This window comes from Falsiroseomonas sp. (assembly GCF_030695085.1).
Lineage (GTDB): Bacteria > Pseudomonadota > Alphaproteobacteria > Acetobacterales > Acetobacteraceae > Falsiroseomonas.
Window position 1 is genome coordinate 1 of record NZ_JAUYTS010000039.1, and the last position, 19771, is coordinate 19771.

18 protein-coding genes are annotated in these 19771 nt (G+C 68.3%); 2 read left to right on the top strand and 16 right to left on the bottom strand.

Going from position 1 to position 19771, the window contains the following annotated elements:
- The 5 genes from Q8S40_RS03900 to Q8S40_RS03920 all read right to left on the bottom strand — a co-directional run.
- The coding region (locus Q8S40_RS03900) for an EF-hand domain-containing protein (protein ID WP_371136796.1) at positions 1 to 499 on the bottom strand (499 nt) is incomplete at its 3' end.
- A gap of 121 nt (positions 500 to 620) precedes the next feature.
- Positions 621 to 2021: a M20/M25/M40 family metallo-hydrolase gene (locus Q8S40_RS03905; protein ID WP_305669356.1), complete on the bottom strand. Its 1401-nt coding sequence runs from the start codon at positions 2019 to 2021 to the stop codon at positions 621 to 623.
- Positions 2022 to 2109: 88 nt separating this feature from the next.
- On the bottom strand, positions 2110 to 2442 hold the full coding sequence (locus tag Q8S40_RS03910; RefSeq protein WP_305669357.1) for a hypothetical protein: 333 nt from the start codon (positions 2440 to 2442) through the stop codon (positions 2110 to 2112).
- Between the two features lie 56 nt (positions 2443 to 2498).
- Entirely contained in the window at positions 2499 to 3653 is a 1155-nt protein-coding gene (locus Q8S40_RS03915; RefSeq protein ID WP_305669358.1) for an acyl-CoA dehydrogenase family protein, read from the bottom strand.
- Between the two features lie 21 nt (positions 3654 to 3674).
- Positions 3675 to 7082, bottom strand: coding sequence for an indolepyruvate ferredoxin oxidoreductase family protein (locus tag Q8S40_RS03920; RefSeq protein ID WP_305669359.1), 3408 nt, complete (start codon positions 7080 to 7082; stop codon positions 3675 to 3677).
- 111 nt (positions 7083 to 7193) lie between these two features.
- Between Q8S40_RS03920 and Q8S40_RS03925 the strand changes: the two genes are divergently transcribed.
- Positions 7194 to 7649 carry an Lrp/AsnC family transcriptional regulator gene (locus tag Q8S40_RS03925; RefSeq protein ID WP_305669360.1) on the top strand — a complete coding sequence of 152 codons (456 nt, stop codon included), beginning with the start codon at positions 7194 to 7196 and terminating at the stop codon, positions 7647 to 7649.
- 7 nt (positions 7650 to 7656) lie between these two features.
- Here Q8S40_RS03925 and Q8S40_RS03930 read toward each other — a convergent pair whose 3' ends face one another.
- The 9 genes from Q8S40_RS03930 to ccoN are packed head-to-tail and all read right to left on the bottom strand — an operon-like array spanning position 7657 to position 15664.
- The gene (locus tag Q8S40_RS03930) at positions 7657 to 7833 is read right to left on the bottom strand and encodes a hypothetical protein (RefSeq protein WP_304808863.1); all 177 of its coding nucleotides are present in this window, start codon (positions 7831 to 7833) and stop codon (positions 7657 to 7659) included.
- On the bottom strand, positions 7830 to 7991 hold the full coding sequence (gene ccoS / locus Q8S40_RS03935; protein ID WP_304808865.1) for a cbb3-type cytochrome oxidase assembly protein CcoS: 162 nt from the start codon (positions 7989 to 7991) through the stop codon (positions 7830 to 7832). The genes Q8S40_RS03930 and ccoS overlap by 4 nt, the downstream gene beginning before the upstream one ends.
- Positions 7991 to 10354: a heavy metal translocating P-type ATPase gene (locus Q8S40_RS03940; RefSeq protein WP_305669361.1), complete on the bottom strand. Its 2364-nt coding sequence runs from the start codon at positions 10352 to 10354 to the stop codon at positions 7991 to 7993. The genes ccoS and Q8S40_RS03940 overlap by 1 nt, the downstream gene beginning before the upstream one ends.
- On the bottom strand, positions 10351 to 10827 hold the full coding sequence (locus Q8S40_RS03945) for a FixH family protein (RefSeq protein WP_305669362.1): 477 nt from the start codon (positions 10825 to 10827) through the stop codon (positions 10351 to 10353). Before Q8S40_RS03945 ends, Q8S40_RS03940 begins: the two co-directional genes overlap by 4 nt.
- Positions 10824 to 12326 carry a cytochrome c oxidase accessory protein CcoG gene (gene ccoG / locus Q8S40_RS03950; protein WP_304808871.1) on the bottom strand — a complete coding sequence of 501 codons (1503 nt, stop codon included), beginning with the start codon at positions 12324 to 12326 and terminating at the stop codon, positions 10824 to 10826. The genes Q8S40_RS03945 and ccoG overlap by 4 nt, the downstream gene beginning before the upstream one ends.
- A gap of 24 nt (positions 12327 to 12350) precedes the next feature.
- Entirely contained in the window at positions 12351 to 13223 is an 873-nt protein-coding gene (ccoP, locus tag Q8S40_RS03955; RefSeq protein ID WP_305669363.1) for a cytochrome-c oxidase, cbb3-type subunit III, read from the bottom strand.
- A 13-nt stretch (positions 13224 to 13236) separates the two neighbouring features.
- Entirely contained in the window at positions 13237 to 13404 is a 168-nt protein-coding gene (locus Q8S40_RS03960) for a cbb3-type cytochrome c oxidase subunit 3 (RefSeq protein WP_304808875.1), read from the bottom strand.
- Positions 13405 to 13417: 13 nt separating this feature from the next.
- Positions 13418 to 14146 (bottom strand): cytochrome-c oxidase, cbb3-type subunit II, encoded by a 729-nt coding sequence (ccoO, locus tag Q8S40_RS03965; RefSeq protein WP_305669364.1) that lies wholly within the window; start codon positions 14144 to 14146, stop codon positions 13418 to 13420.
- A gap of 12 nt (positions 14147 to 14158) precedes the next feature.
- A complete protein-coding gene (ccoN, locus tag Q8S40_RS03970) occupies positions 14159 to 15664 on the bottom strand; it encodes a cytochrome-c oxidase, cbb3-type subunit I (protein ID WP_305669365.1) in 1506 nt (501 codons plus the stop codon).
- Positions 15665 to 15932: 268 nt separating this feature from the next.
- Here ccoN and Q8S40_RS03975 point away from each other — a divergent pair, with 268 nt between their 5' ends.
- Positions 15933 to 16607, top strand: a complete 675-nt coding sequence (locus tag Q8S40_RS03975) for a DUF2189 domain-containing protein (RefSeq protein WP_305669366.1) — start codon at positions 15933 to 15935, stop codon at positions 16605 to 16607.
- On the opposite strand, the gene Q8S40_RS03980 is transcribed toward Q8S40_RS03975, so the two are convergent.
- Complete coding sequence (locus Q8S40_RS03980) at positions 16608 to 18743, bottom strand: calcium-binding protein (protein ID WP_305669367.1); 2136 nt, start codon at positions 18741 to 18743, stop codon at positions 16608 to 16610. It abuts the gene before it with no gap.
- 75 nt (positions 18744 to 18818) lie between these two features.
- Positions 18819 to 19577 (bottom strand): sulfite exporter TauE/SafE family protein, encoded by a 759-nt coding sequence (locus Q8S40_RS03985; RefSeq protein ID WP_305669368.1) that lies wholly within the window; start codon positions 19575 to 19577, stop codon positions 18819 to 18821.
- Positions 19578 to 19771 lie beyond the last annotated feature (194 nt).

Consider the following 19771-nt stretch of genomic DNA (forward strand, 5'->3'; position numbering starts at 1 on the left):
GCGGGCCACGATGGCGCGGGCGCACCTCCTCGCGGGTCAGCGCACCATCGGCGTTGACGTCCCGCGCGCGGAACATCGCCTCGGCGAAGGGCCGGATCTCTTCCAGCGTGACCTTGCCGTCGCTGTTCGCGTCCAACGCACGGAACATGCCCTCGCCATGCCGCTGCATGCCACGCCCGGCCCGACGCTCCCCGCCGCCGCGGCGCTCACCCATGCGGGCTTCGGCATAGGCGCGCATTTCCTCCATGGTCACGCCGCCATCGCGGTCGGCATCGACCTCCTGGAACCGCGCCGTCAGCCAGGCCCAGCCTTCCTCCTGCGTCACGCGACCATCATTGTTGGCATCGGCACGGGCAAACGCCTCGCCCATCGCGAAGCCGCGGCTGCCATGGCCCGGGCCAGCGCCAGGCCCCTGGCCGGGTTGTGCGAAGGCCGGCACCGAGACGGCGGCCACGGCCAGGGCGGCACCAGCCAGCAGGGCGATCCTCATGGACTTCATCTTCATCTCCTTTGGCCGGCCCAACACCGGCTGCAGGACGAAGATGAGGCCCGCTTGCAACAGGCGCGTGTCGAAGCGGGATGCATCGCGTGAGGAAGCGTAACGCGCTGTCGCGGAAGCTTCAGTCGCGGGCCGGTGTCCCCGGTTCGCCAAGATCCCACCAGAGGCCGGCGAAGCTCGCGATCCCTTCCCGCGCCGCCGAGATCAACAGGTGCTCATCCGGCCCATGCTGCTTGCAACCATTGTAGCTGTGCGGAATCCACACCAGCGGCACGCCGAGGTGATCGACGAAGACATCGCCCGGCAGGCCGCCCGAACTGCTCGGGATGATCTGCACCCGCTTGTTCAGGGTGCGCGCGACGGAGGCCTGCGCCCAGCCGACCCAGGGATGATCCGGCGCGGTGCGGCTGGCAGGCATGCGGATGAAGGCGTTCTCGATCCGCACATCCTGCAGCCGGTGCGTGTCGAGGTGCGCCCGCAGCGCGGCAACGAAGCGATCCGGCTCGGCATCCACCGTGTAGCGGATCTGGCAATGGGCCCGCGCATCCGGCGCCACGGCGTTCACCGGATTTTCCGGCCGGCCCGACACCATCGCCAGGACGATGAAGCTGTTCCAGCCATAGATCTTCTCGGCGGAGGTCAGGCCCGGCTCGCCCCATTGCGGGTCGATCGTCGCGGCGCCGTCACCGCCGCCCACGGGGCAACCTTCCAGCACGGCCTTCACACGGGGCGGCACGCCCTGGCGTGGCAGCCAGTCCCGCACCAGGATCTTGCCGTAGCGGTCCATGATGGTGGACAGCGCATGCGCCAGCAGAATGGCGGGGTCCGTGGTCAACCCGCCCCAGTGGCCGGAATGCACGCCGCCCTCGCGCAGCTTGACCACCAGGTCGAAATGGAAGGTGCCACGCGTGCCCGTGGCAATCGTCGGCATCTCCGGCTCCACCCGCGGACCGTCGGAGGCGATCAGCGCATCGGCCGCCAGTTCCTCGGCATGCAGGGCGATGAATTCACGCAGGCCGCGTGATCCGCGCTCCTCCGCCGTTTCAATCACCAGCTTCACATTGGCGCCGAGCTTGCCGCCCCGTTCCGTCAGCACCGCCTCCAGCGCCGCCAGGTTCAGCGCGTGCTGGCCCTTGTTGTCCGCGGTGCCGCGGCCGTACCAGCGACCATCCTCGCGCGTCAGCTTCCAGGGCGAGAGACCCTGGCGCCACTGATCCTCCAGGCCCCGCACCGTATCGCCGTGGCCGTAGAGCAGCACGGTAGGCCGCGCCGGGTCCTCGATGCGGCTGGCGCTGAGAATGGGGCCGAAGCCCGGCAGCGGATTGGGCGAGATGGTGACATCGAAGCCCAGCCGTTCCAGCCAGGGCCGCATTGCATGGTCCAGATAGGTGGCCAGCGCCGGCGCACCGGCTTCCTCCTGCGAAGTCGAGGGGATCGCGACGAGGTCGGAGAGCAATTGCTCAAACCCGCCATCGTCGAAGAATGCCATGGCGCGCCCGACGGCGCCCTCACGCGTGCTCATATGGCCTAAAGTCCCCAGTCACCAATTCGGGTGAAGATGGCGCAGCCGTCCAGGCCTGTCCAACCGCGGCCCTTGGCGGGGCCTCGCCCTAGCGGGTCGTGGCCGGTGCGCTGCCGGAGCCACCTGAACCGGGTAGCCCACCACCCAAGGCCAAGGCGGCCGCGAGCGGCAGCAGCAAAGGCAAGGGCCCGGCGGCCAGCCCCGCACCCGCCGCGCCACCGGCGGCAAGGCTGGGTTCGGCCACGGCCACCGGGATTGCCGGCGGCGGCGCGACGGGCCGAGGCGGTGGCGGGACGGCGGCCGCACCGCGCGGGGGTATCGCCACGGCCACGTCCGCCGCCACGACCAGGCTTTGCAGCGTCTGCGCCTGAACCATGGCGGGCAGGCAGGCGAGGAAAAGGATCGGGGCGGCGCATCGCATGGCGAAACTGTATCTCCTCGCGGGCCGCGCCGTCGCCCCCAATCTGCGCCACGTCTTCATCGTCCGAGCAACTGTCGCGCGATGATCACGCGCATGATCTCGTTCGTCCCTTCCAGAATCCGGTGGACGCGCAGGTCGCGCACGATCTTCTCGACCCCGTAATCCGCCAGGTAGCCATAGCCGCCGAGAAGCTGCAGCGCGTCATCGGCCACGCGGGATCCGGTGTCGGTCGCGAAGCGCTTGGCCATGGCGCAGAAGGCGGTAGCGTCCGGCGCGCCGGAGTCGAGCTTGGCGCAGGCCCGCCAGAGCAAGGTTCGCGCGGCCTCGAGTTCCGTCGCCATATCCGCCAGGCGGAACCGGGTGGCCTGGAAATCCACCACCGCGCTGCCGAAGGCCCGGCGGTCCCGGACATAGGCGATGGCGGCATCGAGCGCCGCCTGCGCGCCGCCCAGGCTGCAGGCGCCGATGTTGAGCCGCCCGCCATCCAGGCCACTCATCGCGATGCGGAAGCCCTCGCCCTCCGCCCCCAGCAAGGCCTCGGCCGGGACCCGTGCTGCCTCGAAGATCACCTGGCGCGTTGGCTGCGCGTTCCAGCCCATCTTCCGCTCATTCGGGCCGAAGCCGAGGCCGGGCGTCTCGCGGGGCACCAGCAGGGCCGAAACACCCGCGGCCCCCGGTCCGCCGGTGCGGACCATGGTCAGATACAGGTCGGACACGCCAGCGCCGCTGATGAACTGCTTCACCCCGTCCAGGACATAGCCGGTATTGTCGCGCGTCGCGCGCGTTGCCAGCGACGCCGCATCGCTGCCGGCACCGGGTTCGGTCAGGCAGTAGCTCGCGATCGCCTCCATCGGGATCAGCCGTGGCAGCCAGGCCGCGCGCTGCGAGGGCGTGCCATAGCGGTCCACCATCCAGGCGACCATGTTGTGGATGGACAGGAAGGCGGAGATCGTCGGGCAGCCGGTCGCCAGCGCCTCGAACACCACGGCGGCATCAAGGCGCGTCAGGCCGGCGCCGCCGCTTTCCTCCCGTACATAAAGCGCCGCCATGCCGAGGCCGGCGGCCTCGCGCAGGACATCGACCGGGAAATGCCGCCGTGCATCCCAGTCCAACGCCTGCGGCGCCAAGCGTTCGCGCGCAAAGGCCAGTGCGGTTTCGCGGAGTGCGCGCGTGGCTTCGGGCAGTTCGAACCCGGCCGCATCGTGGGACATCACCCTATCCTCCCGCCGCGGCTACAGCCGCGCTGCGATGTCCTGCCAGCGCTGGCGCACCGTCGCCAGGTTTCGCGCCTTGATCGGGCCAAACCCCTTGATGCCCGCGGTCGCTTCCGCCCATTCGCAGATCGCCACGTGGTTGCCGACGTCGAGGCGCGGCAGCAGCGCCGCGATCGTCCCGCGGAACTCCTCGATCAAGGCGCGCTCCATGCGGCGCTCTTCGGTGCGGCCGAAGGGATCGAGGGGCGTGAAGCGCAGCGCCTTGCCATGCCGCAGCAGCCCCATGGCGCGCAGCATCCACGGCCCGAAGCGGCGCTTGCGCGGCAACTTCGTCGCGGGGTCCACACGCGAAAGCAACGGCGGCGCCAGGTTCAACTCAATGCGTGGGGTGCCGGCGAAGCTGGCGGCCAGGCTGTCGCGCCATTCCGGCAGGCTGTGCAGGCGCGCGACCTCGTATTCATCCTTGAACGCCATCAGCCGGTGCAACTGTACCGCGACGGCCGTGGCCAGGCGCTGCGCGCCGGGCAGTGCCGCCTGCTCGGCCTTCCGCACCATCGCGACGAAATCCGCGTAGCGCTGGGCGTAGCGGGCATTCTGGTAGTCGGTGAGGTCGCCCACGCAGCGGGTGACCAGCGCATCCAGGCTCTCGGGCTGCGGCGGCTGTGTGGGCCGGTCCACCAGGGCCGCCTGCCGGCCGAGCGCGAAGGCGGCCAGGTTGCGCTCCACCTGCGCGCCATTCAGCGTGATCGCCTGGCGCAGCGCCTCCGCACTGATCGGCAGCAGGCCGCGCTGAAAGGCCAGCCCCATCAGCCAGATGTTGAGGAAGATCGCGTCGCCGAGTTCGGCCACAACCTCGGAGGCCGCAGGCAGCGCGACGAGGTCGCGACAGACGGCGGCGAGATTGGCCAGCATCGCCTCCGGCGCATAGTGCGTCGAGGTATCCCGCACGAAGAGCGCGGTAGGTGACATTTCGGCATTCACCACCGCCGCGGTCCGCCCCGGCCCCAGCATCGGCCGCGCGCTGCGCCCATGCGCCACCACCATGTCCGAGGCCAGCAGCAGATCCGCCTGGCCGGCGCCGATGCGCGGCGCGGGAATGCTCGCCTCATCCGCGCCGACGGCGCCGACCCGCAACTGCACGAAGACGCCGCCACCCTTCTGCGCGAATCCCAGCGTATCGACCGAGCGCGAGGGGCGGCCATCCAGATGCGCCGCCATCGCCAGGATGGCGCCGAGCGCCGTCACCCCCTGCCCGCCGACGCCGGCCGCCAGGATGTTCCAGGCGGTGCCGTCCACCAATGCCGGAAGGGTGGGATCGGGAAGCGCGGTGCCCGGCATTGCCACTGCCTTGGGCTGCGCCGGATCCGCGCCGACCAACGTGACGAAGGATGGGCAGAAGGCCTCGACGCAGGACAGGTCCTGGTTGCAGGCGGATTGGTCGATGCGGCGCTTGCGGCCCCAGGGCGTGGCCAGCGGCTCCACCGCGATGCAGTTCGAGACGCGCGAGCATTCGCCGCAATCCTCGCAGATGCGCGGATTGATCATGGCCCGCCGCTCCGCCCGCGCGGCTGTTCCGCGCTTGCGCTTGCGGCGCCGTTCGGTGGCACATTCCTGGTCATAGATCAGGCCGGTGACACCCGGATGCTCGCGCAGACTGCGCTGCACCTGGTCCAGCGCGCTGCGATGGTGGAAGCCCACGCCCCCGGGCAGCATCGGGTCGCCGCGATGGCGGTCCGGGTCATCCGCCACAATCTCGATCCGCTCCACACCCTCGGCACGGAGCTGGGCGGCGATGCGCGGCACGGTGAACTCGCCTTCCACATGCTGCCCACCGGTCATTGCGACGGCCGAGTTCACCAGCACCTTGAAGGTGATGTTCGCCCGCGCCGCCACCGCCGCGCGCAGCGCCAGGCTGCCAGAGTGGGCCCAGGTGCCGTCGCCGATATTGGCGAAGATGTGCGGCGTATCGGTGAAGGCCATCTGGCCCAGCCAGCCCGCCCCCTCCCCGCCCATCTGCGTGAAGGGCAGGCTATCCCGCTCCGGCATCTTGGTCACCAGCCAGTGGCAGCCGATGCCGGCCAGTGCGCGAGACCCCTCCGGAATCCGGGTGGAGGTGTTGTGCGGGCAGCCGGGGCAGAAGAACGGGTCGCGCGCGGCCAGCGGTTCCGCCGCCAGGCTGTCCAGCTCCTGCAATTCCCGCAGCCTGGCGGACAGTGCCTCCGTCCGCAACGCCTCCGGCAGCAGCGGCGCGAGGGCGCGCAGGATCTGCGCGGCGTCCAGCTCCGCCACATCCGGAAGCAGCGGCGCGCCGGCGGCATCGCGTTTGCCGAGGATGCGGGGCGGCTGCGCCGTGCCGTACAGCGCATCGCGCAACTGGGTCTCGAGGAAGGCGCGGCGATCTTCGATCACCAGGATTTCCTCGAGCCCCTGGGCGAAGCTGCGCGCCCCCAGCGCATCCAGCGGCCAGGCCAGGCCCACCTTCCAGACCCGGAGCCCGTGCCGGCGGGCCATCTCCGGCGTGATGCCGCATTCGGCCAGCACCTGTCGCAGGGTCGCGAAGGCCTTGCCGCGCACCGCGATGCCGAGCCGCGCCTGGGGGCTGTCCATCACGATGCGATCGAAGCCGTTGGCGCGCGCGAAGGCCAGTACGGCGGGCAGCTTGTACTGCCGCAGGCGTCGTTCCTGGGCCAAGGCGGTATCCGGCAGGCGGATGGACAGGCCATCCGGCGGCAGCACCACATCCTCGGGCAATCGCGTTGTGTACCGCGCCATGTCGATGCGAAGGGTCTGGCTGGCATCCATGGTCTCGGCCACGCATTTCAGCCCAGTCCAGGTGCCGGCGAAGCGGGACAGCGCGATGCCCTTCAGCCCGAACTCCAGCACCTCCGCCACCTCGCCAGGGTCGAGCAGCGGGATCTCGAGGTCCTGGAAACTGAACTCGCAGCCCGAGGTCACGGTGGAGGATTTCGCGGAAGGATCATCGCCAGACAGCGCCAGCACGCCACCCAGCGGGGCTGTTCCGGCCGAATTCGCATGGCGCAGCGCGTCTCCGCTGCGGTCGAGCCCAGGGCCCTTGCCGTACCAGATCCCGAATACGCCATCGTAGCGGGCGCCGGGCGAAAGTCCGAGTTGCTGCGTCCCCCAGATGGCCGTCGCCGCCAGATCCTCGTTCAGGCCGGGCTGGAAGACGATGTGCGATTCCTTCAGCCGGACCGCCTGCCGGGCCAGCTCCAGGTCATAGCCACCGAGTGGTGAGCCGCGATAGCCGCTGATGTAGCCGGCGGTATTCCAGCCGAGCGCCTGGTCCATCTGCCGCCGCAGCAGCGGCAGGCGGACAAGCGCCTGGATGCCCGTCAGCACCACCGGCTCACCCGCCAGGTTCCAACGATCCTCGAGGCTGGCTTCAGGGCGTTTCAGGCTGCCCATGTGAACTCTCCCCCAGCAGGTTCCAGACCTTGGAAAGGATGGCCCGGTTGCACAAGGGAGCTTTTTCGAATTCTGTTGTGCGGCACCGAAGGAACGGCAGAAACTGCCGCGATGGACGCAATCGACAGACGAATTTTGCGAGCCTTGGCCCGCAGGGCCCGGCTGACCAATGCGGAACTGGCCGAGGAGGTGGGGCTCTCAGCCTCCCCCTGCTGGACACGGGTCCGCCGGCTGGAACAGGCCGGGATCATCGAAGGCTACGCCGCGATTCTGAACCAGGCCGCACTTGGCCTGCCCGACACGGTGTTCATCGAGGTGATGATGGAGCGCCACGATGAGGAAAGCCTGCGCCGCTTCGAGGACGCGGTACAGGCCATCCCCGAGGTACTGGAATGCCACCTGGTGACGGGCGAGTACGACTACATGATCAAGGCCGCGGTCGGCGGCACGCTGGGCTATGAGCGCCTGCTACGGGACCGCCTGTACCGCCTGCCCGGCATCCGCCACACGCGGAGCAGCTTTGCGCTGCGCCGCCTGAAGCAGGAACTGTCACCGGTACCGGTATGAACGGCACTCAGTGCCGCCCGGCATCCTGGGCGTCGAAATGGTGCTTCACCTGAAGCAGGGCGAACAGCACCCCGAAGACGAACAGCGCCAGCCCGAACACCAGCAGGCTGGTCTCCTGCGCCGCAGCCGCCGCAACGAGCCCGACCAGGGCGATAATGGCCGACAGGGCCATGAAATAGATCATTTCGGCAAATCCTTCTTTGGCAGGTCGTCGAACAGGATGCGGGAGGCGGCGCCGTCGAGGTCCTCGTATTGGCGGGACCGCAGGGTCCAGAGAAACAGCGCCAGGCCGAGCAACCCCAGCAACAGCGCCATAGGCACCAGCAGGATCAGGGCATTCATCAGGCAGTCTCCTTCCCGGCACGCAGCGCGTTCAGGATGACGATAATGGAACTGCTGGCCATCACCAGCGCCGCGATCAGCGGCGTGACGAAGCCCAGCACCGCGGCCGGAACCGCGACCACATTATAGGCCAGGCTGAAGCTGATGTTCTGCAGCGCCAGCTTCTGCGCCCGCCGCGCCACCGTGATGGCGTAGGGCATCGCCGCCAGTCCATTGCCACGCAGCACGATGTCGGAGGCAGCCTGGGCGATGTCGGTACCGTTGGCCGGGCTTGCCGAGACATGCGCCATGGCGAGTGCGGCCGCATCGTTGATGCCGTCGCCGATCATCAGCGGCCTGGCCCCCGCGGCCCGGAGTGTACTGATCCGCGCCGCCTTGTCGGCCGGCGTCGCCCGCGCCTGCCAGGGGCCGATGCCCGTGGCGAGAGCCGCTTCCTCGACGGCAGAAATGGCGTCGCCGGACAGCAGTTCCGTCTCCAGCCCAAGGGCCTGCAGCGCCGCGACCACCTCCGCCGCATCCGCACGCAGGCGATCGCTGAAACGGAAGATAAGCGGGGCTTCACCCGGCTGGCGGAGATACAGGCTCATGCCGGAATCGGATGTCTCCGTCACGCCGCAGAAAGCGGCGTTGCCGAGCAGCAAATCGCCGCGCTGCAGGCCGAAACCCGGGACTTCGATGACCGAATCCAGCGCGGGCGCATCTGGGCAGGCACGGACCAACGCCTGGGAGAGCGGGTGCCGGCTGGCCCGCGCCAGCGAAGCCGCGAGCCGCAGTGCATCGGGCGGCACCGCTTCATCCGGCAACAACTCCGGATGCCCTTCCGAGAGCGTGCCGGTCTTGTCGAGTACGGCGTGGTCTGCACTCGCCAGCCGCTCCAGCGCGGTGGGGGATGCCACCAGGACCCCGCGGCGGAACAGCGCGCCCACTGCGGCAACCTGCACGGCGGGCACCGCGATCGCCAAGCCACAGGGGCAGGTCACGATCAGCGCAGCCACCGCGGGAACCAGCGCCTCCTGCCACGTGACGCCGACGCCGAACCACCAGCCAAGAAAGGTCGCCGCTGCGATGACATGCACAACGGGGACATAGACACGCGCCGCGCGGTCGGCGATGGAGACGAAGCGCCCGCGCCCCTGTTCCGCGCGCTCCAGCAGGCGGCCCAGCGCGGCCAGGGAGCCGTCGCGCACCGCCGCGGTCACCCGCATCTGGAAGCCCGGCCCCATGTTCACCGACCCGGCCGCCAACGCCTGCCCGGCCGCAACTTCGCGGGGCACCGATTCGCCGGTGGTCGCGCCGAGGTCCAGCACCACATCCTGCGCCGCCACGCCATCCAACCGCAGCCGGTCGCCGGAGGCGATCAGCACCATATCGCCTGCCCGGATGCTCTCGGCCGGCACGGCGCGAGTCGTGCCATCGGCGCAGATCAGCGCAACCGAGCCGTCCTGCAGGGCCAGCAATTCCGCCACCGCCTGGCGCGCCCGGCGCCGCATGCCGCGGTCCAGCACGCGGCCGGCCAGCAGCAGGGCCAGCAGCAGGGTTGCGCTGTCGAACCAGGTATAGGGGCCGTTGCGGAAAACCTCGCTCAGGCTCATCACCGTGGTGGCGATGACGCCGAGCGAGACCGCGAGGTCCATATTCGCCCGCCCCGCTCGCAAGGCCTGCCAGGCGGATTTGTAGAAGGGCATGCCGCCGACCAGTACCGTCGGCAGGCCGATCAGTGCCGCGAGCCAATGCATCAGCGCGCGCGTCTGCTCACCCATGTCCCCGCCAGCCCAGACGGCGACGGAAACCAGCATCACATTCATGGAGCCGAAGGCTGCGATGCCCAGTGCGCGCAGCAGCGCCTGGCCCTCGGCATCTTCCGTGGCGCGCAGGCAGGCGGGGGACCATGGCGCGACGCGAAAGCCGAGCCTGGCCACCAGCGCCGCCAGTTCACGCGCGCGATCCGCCCCGCCCCGCCAGCCGATGGTCAGTCTGCGGGCCGAAAGGCTGGCGCGGGCGCGTAGCACATCAGGTTCCGCCGCCAGCGCCTGCTCGACCAGCCAGACGCAGGCGCCGCAGGTCAGCCCGCTGACCATCAACTCCAGCCGATGCGTGCCATCCGCCTCCGCCGTCGCAAGCGTGGCGGCGTCGAAGCTGGGCGGCGCCTCGGGCGGCCGCAGGGTGCCGGCCGCGGTTTCCTGCCGGCGATAGAAAGCATCCAGACCCAACCCGCGCACCAGCGCATGGGCGCCGCTGCAGCCGGCACAGCAGAAGGCGCCCTGCCCCGGGGCCAGCGCCGTGCCGCAATGGGCGCAGGCACCTCGGGACAGATTGATCTGCTCGGGCAGGAAACGGTCCTTCTGCGCCGGCGCGATGGTCATGACACGATCAGTCGCTGGCGAATCTCGAAGACGTCGCCGCCCGCACCGCGCAGCAGAAGCCGGGCCTCCCATTGGCCGAGCTGAGGCGGGACGGCCGGGGATTCGAACCTGCCCGCGCCGGTCTGCCGGAAGGCGAGCGGCACCTGCGTGCCATCCAGCGGCCGCTGCAGATATCCCTCCATCCCGCCGGAGACAGGTCGGCCATCACGATCCACGACGGAGACGGAGACCACCCCGGCCTGAAACGTCACCCGCGCCTGCCAGCCCAGCGCTTCCTGCCGCGCCGCTTCCTGGATCACCTGATTATAGGTGCGGCCACGGTCGAAGGCTCTGCCAGTGGTCAGGCCCGTGAAGGACGACAGCGCGGCATAGACCAGCCCGCCATTCACAACGACAACCAGCAGCATGCCGCCGACGAAGACCCAGGGGATCCAGCGGCTGCGGCGCGGGTCGAACTGCATTGAGTCATTCATGGCTTTGGTCCCAGGAAGACACTGTGGGCGGCAGCGGCGACGCGGCCCTCCGCGTCATGCAGCCGGAAGGTGACGTCCATCGTCTCGCGGGGCTGAGACCCTTCGGGCCGGGTCACCAGGACGCGCCATTGCGTGATGCCATCCGGCCGCGTGGTCACCGCGAAGCGGTTGCCACCCATCGGCTGGCCTTCCTGCACCTGCATCCGCAAATCCTGCGGCGCCACGATCTCGAGCACCAGGGTCGTGACCTCGCGCCCCTTATTGGCGATCTTCAGGGTATAGGCGTTGCGGATGGAGCCGTCGGACAGCGTGACGAACAGCGGCGCGCGGTCCCGCAGCACGGAAAGGGTCACGGTCTCCCGCAGCAGGAAGGCGCCGAGCATCACCGCCGCAACAGCGCCCAGCAGCGCGGCATAGAGGATGGTGCGGGGCCGGATGAAGCGCGGCACGCTTCGTGCCGCCATGCCGCCGGCCCGACGCGGCGGACCCGGCGGGATGGGCTTGGCCGCCGCGGTCGAGGCCGCGAGATTCGCCAGCGTCTCGAAGGCGACCAGGCCCTTGGGCCGCTCCAGCCGAGTCATGATGTCGTCGCACGCATCGATGCAGAGGCCGCAGCCGATGCATTCCAACTGCTGGCCATCGCGGATGTCGATGCCGGTGGGGCAGACATTGACGCAGGCGCGGCAGTCGACGCAGTCGCCGACGCCCTCCTCCTTCGACTTCCCGCGCGGTTCGCCACGCCAGTCGCGATAGGTCACGACCAGCGAATTCTCATCCAGCATCGCGGCCTGGAAGCGCGGCCAGGGGCACATATAGGTGCAGACCTGTTCACGTGCCCAACCGGCCAGCAGATAGGTCGTGCCGGAGAAAAGGGCGAAGAAGAAATACACCTCCAGCGAGGCGCGGCCGGTCAGCACTTCCCACGTCACGGTCGGCGCGTCGTTGAAATACATGATCCAGGCGCCACCGGTGGCGGCCGCGATGAACAGCCAGGCCGCGTGCGTCAGCAGCTTCTTGCGGAACTTCGCCAGCGACCAGGGCGCCTTATCCAGGCGCATGCGCTCGTTCCGGTCCCCCTGGATCAGACGCTCGACCCACATGAACAGGTCGGTCCAGACCGTCTGAGGACAGGCGAACCCGCACCAGACCCGGCCGAACAGGCTGGTCGCAACGAACAGCCCGATCGCGGCGAGCACCAGCAGGCCGGTGAGGAAATAAACTTCCTGCGGCCAGATCTCGATGAAGAAGAAGAACAGGCGGCCATTGGCGATATCGACCAGCACCGCCTGGTCCGCGGCACCAGGGCCGCGGTCCCAGCGGAGCCAAGGCACGATGTAGTAGGCCGCGAGGCACAGCGCGAGCACCACCCACTTCACCCGCCGCACCGGTCCCGCCACCGCCTTCGGGTAGACCTTCTGGTGATCGGCATAGAGCGGCTGCGCGGTGGGCGATGGGGTACCCGTGGGACGCAGACGGTCTTTTGGCTGGATGGTGCTCATGGTGCGGCCCTCGGGCTTCTCCCTCTAGTTCTCGCCGCCGCCCAACGCGTGGACGTAGACGGTCAGCATGTTGACGATCGCAGGATCAAGGCGCGGACCCCAGGCGGGCATTACGCCGGCACGGCTGTAGGCAATGCTGTGCACGATCGAGGCCTTGTCGCCCCCATACAGCCAGATGCGATCAGAAAGGCGCGGGGCACCGACATCGCGATTCCCTTCGCCTCGCTCGCCATGGCAGGCGGCGCAGTTCTCGGCATACAGCTCTGCCCCGCGCTCGGCTGCGGCGGCATTTGTTGACGCGCCGGTTAGGGACAGCACGAACTCCGCCGTGTCGCGTACCTGCGGCAGCGTCAGCACGCCATCGGCCAGGAAGCGCGGCATCATGCTGACGCGTTCCTCATCGCTTTCCCCGGCCCGGACACCATGTGCGATCGTGGTCCAGATCGCTTCATGATTGCCGCCCCAGATCCAGTCGTCATCGGCGAGTGACGGAAATCCGCCCGGGGCACCCTGGCCTGCCGCGCCGTGGCAGCCGGCGCAGTTGTTGGCGAAGGCAATACGGCCGCCGGCAATGGCAAAGCCGCGCAATTCAGGATCCTCGGCGATCTGCTGCGGCGTCGCCTCACGGATACGCGCCATCATCGGCTCCATTCGCGCCTGCGCGTTGCGGACATCGCCCACCACCGCTTCGCGAGCGATCCAGCCAGTCAGTCCGGTAGCGCCCTGGAACGGGAAGGCCGGGTAGACAACAACATAGACCGCCGCAAATGCGATGCAGGCATAGAAGGTATAGAGCCACCACTTCGGCAGCGGCGTGTTCAGCTCTCGCACACCGTCCCACTCATGGCCGGTGGTCTCCGTGCCGGTGACGCTGTCCTTCTCGATCTTGGTAGGCATGCGACGGGACTCCTCAGTGCCGGCGATCGGAGACGTCTTCACGGAAGGGAATGTTCCCGTCCTGCTCAAGCTCGCGCTTCCGCGAAGGCGCCAGGGTGCGCAGCAGGATTCCGATGAAGAGAACGAAGAACCAGACCACCCAGAGGGTGGAGAACAGGGGCTGCAGGGCAACGAGATCCATGACCGTGGCTCCTCTACTGCTGGCGGACTTGCTCGGGCGTCACGTCGCTGAAGCGAACGAGCGTGCCGAGCATCTGCAGATAGGCAACCAGCGCATCCATCTCCGTCACCACGGCGGCGTTGCCGTCGAACACGCCCTGGCGGGCGCGCGGATAACGAGCGCTGAAGTCGGTGCCGTCCATGTCAGGCCTCGCCTGTGCGATCAGGTCGGCCCGCGCATTGGCGATCATCTCCGCCGTATAGGGCACGCCCAGCGCGGCCTGCGCCCGCAGATGATGGGCGACGTCGCCGATGTTCAGCGGCCGGTCGAGGAAGGCGTAGGGCGGCATGATGCTCTCCGGCACCACCGCGCGCGGATCGCGCAGATGCGCCGCGTGCCAGTCATCCGAATAGCGCCCGCCGACGCGGGCCAGGTCCGGCCCGGTGCGCTTGGAACCCCACTGGAATGGGCGGTCGTACATGCTTTCCGCCGCCAGGGAGTAGTGCCCGTAGCGCTCCAACTCGTCGCGGAACGGGCGTATCATCTGGCTGTGGCAGAGGTAACAGCCCTCGCGCACATAGATGTTGCGTCCCGCAAGTTCGAGCGGCGTGTAGGGGCGCACCCCCTCGACCCGCTCGATCGTACTTTCCACCGTGAACAGCGGCACTATCTGCGCAAGGCCGCCGATCGAGACCGTGATGAGCGTCAGCACGCCCATCAGGAGCAGGTTCTTCTCGATGATCGCGTGACTGAACCAACGCATGACAGGGCGTCCTTATTCGGCAGGTGCGGGAACGGGTGCGGCGCGAGCGGCCTGCGCTGGTGACGGGGCCTCCTCGGCCAACTCGTCGCTCGTCACCGTCTTCCAAAGGTTGAAGACCATGATCAATGCGCCGGCCAGGTACATCACGCCGCCCAGCATGCGGATGACGTAGTAGGGGTGCATGGCCGCCACGCTCTCGATGAAGGCGTATTGCAGGAAGCCAAGCTCGTCATAGGCGCGCCACATCAGGCCCTGCAGGATGCCGGAGACCCACATTGCAGTGATGTAGAGAACAATGCCCAGCGTCGCGATCCAGAAGTGCCAGGACACCAGCTTCTGGCTATACAGCGCCTTCTTGTTCCAGAGCTTCGGGAACAGCCAGTAAAGCGCGCCGAAGGTGATAAAGCCGACCCAGCCCATGGCACCGGAATGCACATGGCCGATGGTCCAGTCGGTGTAGTGCGACAGGGCGTTCACCGCCTTGATCGACATCACCGGCCCTTCGAAGGTGGACATGCCGTAGAAGCCGACCGCGGTAACCGAGAAACGCAGGCCGGGATCGGTGCGAAGCTTGTCCCATGCGCCGGACAGCGTCATCAGCCCGTTGATCATGCCGCCCCTTGACGGCATCCAGAGCATGACGGAGAACACCATGCCGAGCGTCTGCGCCCAGTCCGGCAGCGCGGTGTAGTGCAGGTGGTGCGGGCCGGCCCAGATGTAGAGGAAGATCAGCGACCAGAAATGCACGATGGACAGGCGGTAGGAATAGACCGGCCGATCCGCCTGCTTCGGGATGAAGTAGTACATCATCCCCAGGAAGCCCGCGGTCAGGAAGAAGCCCACGGCATTGTGGCCGTACCACCACTGGATCATCGCATCCTGCACGCCAGCCGCCAGGCCGTAGCTCTTGCCATGGCCGAAGGTGATCGGCAGCGCCAAGTTGTTGACGATATGCAGCATGGCGACGGTGATGATGAAGGCCAGGTAGAACCAGTTGGCCACATAGATGTGGGGCTCTTCCCGCTTCACGATCGTGCCGCCGAAAGCGACTAGGTAGTGCACCCAGACCACGGTCAGCCAGAGGTCAACGAACCACTCCGGCTCGGCATACTCCTTGCCCTGGGTCACCCCGAAGACGTAGCCGATGGCGGCCGCGACGATGAAGAATTGGTAACCCCAGAACAGGAACCAGGCCATCGGCTCGCCGCCGAACAGGCGGGCGCGGCAGGTTCGCTGCACCACGTAAAGGCTGGTGCAGATCAGCGCATTGCCACCGAAGGCAAAGATCACGGCGGAGGTGTGAACCGGCCGGAGCCGGCCGAAAGTCGTCCATTCGAGATCGAGGTTGAGCAGTGGCCAGGCCAGCTGCGATGCGATGATGACGCCCATCAGGAAGCCGACCACGCCCCAAAACATGGTCGCGATCGCAAAAGCCCTGATCGGTGCCTCGACATAGGCCTCGGGCCGCGAAACCGCAGCCGGGGCGGCTAGGTTGGCGGCGTAGCCTGCTGCAGCCATGGCAAAACTCTCCCTCCTCACACCGGGGTCGCAAACGGGGCGGTGTGGCGGGCGCAGATGACCTCCGATTGATGTCGCCGTCCTTGATGCGGATCAATTGTCCGACAGGGCCGCGGCCGTAATCTCCGGCCGGGATCAACGCCAGGAATCCAGGGCAATCCGCATGCAGGACGCCGCCGAACCGATGGCCATTCAGCCCTCGCCCTCAATCCGGGAGGTGCCGCCGGACCGACCCTGGGCCTGGATCGCTGCCGGATGGCAGGACCTGATGGCAATGCCCCAGGTCGGCTTCTTCTATGGCGGCGCCCTGGTCGTGGCCGGCTGGTTGCTGAGCGCCATCCTGCTCAAAGCCGGAGTCGCCTGGGCGGTTCTGCCCGCCACCGCCGGCTTTTTCCTGGTCGCTCCGCTTCTGGGTGCCGGCCTTTATGAAGCCAGCCGGCGGCGTGAGCGTGGCGAGCCCGTGAGCTTCCTGCTTTGCCTGCAGGGCTTCCGCCGCAACGGGCCGCAACTGGCGTTGATGGGTGTGGTGCTGTTGCTGCTGCACCTGTTCTGGATTCGGACGGCCGGGCTGCTGTTTGCCGTGTTTTTCGGCCTTGGCTTCTCGCCCGCCATCGAGACGCTGCCTGTGGCGATGCTGCGGTCCGACATGCTGCTGCCCTTCCTGGTGATCGGAACCGGGCTGGGGTTTGCACTGGCCGTGGTCGCCTTCGCGATTTCCGTCATCTCCATCCCGATGATGGTGGACCGCGACATCTCGGTCATCGAGGCCATCCTGACCTCGATCCGGGCCACGATGCTGAACTGGCAGGCCATGGCGCTCTGGGCGGGGCTGATCGTGGTATTCACCGCGATGGCACTGGTGCCCTTTTTCCTGGGACTTGCTCTCGTGCTGCCACTGATCGGTCACGCGACCTGGCATGCCTATCGGGATCTGCTGCGCTGATCAGAATAGCTCGATGTCGCTGGCCCTGACCTGCCAGGGGGCCAGCCCCATCAGCACGACCCCGCCACTGCCGAGCGGCAGGAAGGTGCCGCCGGAGACGCTGAACATGGCGCCTGCCGCAGCAGCGGAAGTGGCATAGGTGCTGGCCGGCAACAGCAGCCGATCCTGCCCTGGTGTGTAGTCCAGCACGGTGTCGATACTGCCGTCGGCGTCCATCTGGAACCAATCGCGCCCCTCGCCCCCACCCAGCGTGTCGTCGCCCAGCCCGCCACGCAGCGTATCGTCGCCGGCACCGCCAAGTAGGAGGTTGGGATGGATATTGCCGGTGATCCTGTTGTTCAGCTCGTTGCCGAACCCGGATAGTGCCGCACCCATCAGGACCAGATACTCGACATTTGGCGGCAAGGCGTAGCCGCCGCCGGGCAGGATCGCCCAGACGGTATCGATGCCACCGCCCGCCTCCTCGATGACCTGGTCGTTGCGGTTGTCGATGAGATAGAGGTCATCGCCCGGACCGCCGAAGAACCACCCGGCCAGCCGGTCCGACGCGGTACCGTCCAGCGTGTCGGCGCCGGCCCCGCCGCGCAGCACGCTGCCCGCGCCCCGGCCGGCGCGCAGCAGGTCATCACCGTCTCCGCCCTGCAGGTAATCCACCCCATCGCCGCCATCGAGCGTGTCGTTGCCCGCACCTCCATCCAGCCTGTCATCGCCATCGCCACCCAGCAGCAGGTCGCGGCCGTCGCCGCCCAGCAGCGTGTCGTTGCCGGCGCCGCCTTCCAGGGTGTCGTCGCCAGCACCGCCGGCGAGCAGATCCGCCCCGGCCTGGCCCATCAACCAGTCATTGCCGATGCCGCCCGACAGCAGATCGTCACCGTCACCACCCCGGAGGGTGTCATTACCGGCATCGCCCAGCAGCAGATCCGCGCCCCCACCCCCATCGAGCCAGTCATTGCCGGCACCGCCCGAGAGCGTGTTGCGCCCCTCATTGCCATAGAGGCTGTCATCACCCGGCCCGCCAAAGGCCGAGATATCGCCAGCCCCCGGCCGCAACCGCAGTCTTTCGAAGTGCTCGGGGAGGGTCATCGTCCAGCCCACCACCATCTCGTCGATGCCGCCATCGGGCAGTTCGAGCCATGTGTCGGTCGGGCTCCGCAGCAGATAGACGTCGTTACCCGGACCGCCGATCAGGCGATTGCCACCTTCCCCGCCACCATCGAGCGTGTCGGCGCCCTCGCCACCGACCAGACGATCGATGCCCTCTCCGCCGTAGAGCCAGTCATCGCCATCATCGCCGAACAGGCTGTCCGCGCCGTCGCCACCGTAGATCATGTCGTCGCCGGGCCCGCCTCGGATCGTATCGGCGCCATCACCGCCAAAGATCGTGTCGTTGCCGGCGCCGCCATGCAGGCTATCCGCCCCATCGAGGCCGAACAGGACATCATTCCCCGTATGGCCGAACAGCGCATCGGCGGCGGCGGTACCGTACAGCGTGTCGGCCAGAATGGTTCCGTCCTGCACGGCGAAGGGGGAAGGTGGCCCAGGCTCCAGCACCGTAACCGGAAGGCTGAAGCTGGCGATGTTCCGGCCGTCCGAGACCTCGATCATCACCTCTCGCACCGTACCGCCGAGCCCGATCAGGTCCACGCCAGGCCGCAGCCTCAGCTCCCGGCCCACGACTTCGAACCAGGCCGAATCCGGCCAGGCGACGCTGTACTCCAGCGGCCCCTCCGTATCGGGGTCGGTCGCGGACAGGATGCCGATCGGCGCGCCCACATCATTGGCCAGGACCACGCCGCCTGAGGCAAAAACCAGATCCTGCGGCGGCGTGTCATCGACATCCAGGAGCCGCACGGTGAAGGTGACACCGAGCGAACCCCAGCCGGCCGCGGTCCTGACATTAAGGCCGAAGGTGAACTCCCACCCATCGCCCCATTCCTCGGCATCGAAGGCTTGCAGGGGCGTTATGGTCATCAACCGGCTGCCGGTCCGGAAAGTGGAGACGAACAGCCCCGCATCTCGGCCGATCAGCGCCGCGGAGGTGATCTCCGGCCCGAAGGTCAGGTAGGCAACCCAGTCCCCGCGGGCCGCATTCTCGTGGATCGTGTCGGGTACCGTGCCGACGAACGACGCGGACATGGAGTGGCCCCATCCTGGTGCCAGGACAGAAAGCGTGGCCGGGGTTGAAATCGCGTCAACGAAACGCTGATTTCGTCAGGCCACCAGGCGTACCGCCATGGTCCCCAGCAGCACGGCATTCACCAGGAACAGAAGGCCGCCAGCCAACTGGGTGATGGGCCCGGATCGCCGCAGGAACAGCCGGCCAAGCAGCGCCACCCCGACCAGCGCGGGAACCGTGCCCAGCGAGAAGGCGAGCATGGCCAGGGCACCCGCCAGCGCGCTGCCCGTCGCCGCGGCGGCGGCAAGTGCGGCGTAGAGCAATCCGCACGGCAGCGCCGACAGCATCAGGCCCAGGCCAAGCCCGTTCCAGCCTCCAGGGTTGGCCAGCAGCCTGCCGATGGGCCGCAGCAGGAAGGCGGGGTAGCTCGGCGCCAGGCCCCCCTGCGCCGCGCGGCGCCATGGCCACCAGTGATAACGCGCAGGGATCAGGCGGCTCAGCGCCTGCCGGGCCATCAGGAAGGCCGCCAGCAGCAGCAGCGCCGCCAGCACCTGCCGCAACCCGGTCACCTGGCTCACCACCCCGGCACTGGCCCCGGCCACGGCGCCGAGCGTCGCGTAGCCGACAATCCGGCCCAGATGATAGGGAATGAGTGCAGCCCCAGCGAGCCGGGCGACAAAGCCCGGCCCGACCCGCCCGGCCATGCTGCCGGCCTGCGCCAGGACGAAGGGCGCACACATGCCGACACAATGCGTCACGCCGCCCGCCAGCCCGGCCATCAACATGGCCAGTGCGACGGATGCCAGGGCGCCCGCGCCCAGCGCGGTCAGGTCATGGAGGCAGTTCGCGAGCATCACCCCTTCTATCCTGCCGCCGCCCGATGGTTCTTGCGCCAGGTCAACCGGGCATCCAGCCCTGCCGCCTGGACGGACACTGTTCCGGTGCCACATAGGGGAGGCAATGCCCGCCCCACAATGTGATCCGGCCCGATGGACCGCGGCCGTCCCGGCCTCCCGCCTGCCCCGCTATTCCTGCGGCCGGTTAGCGT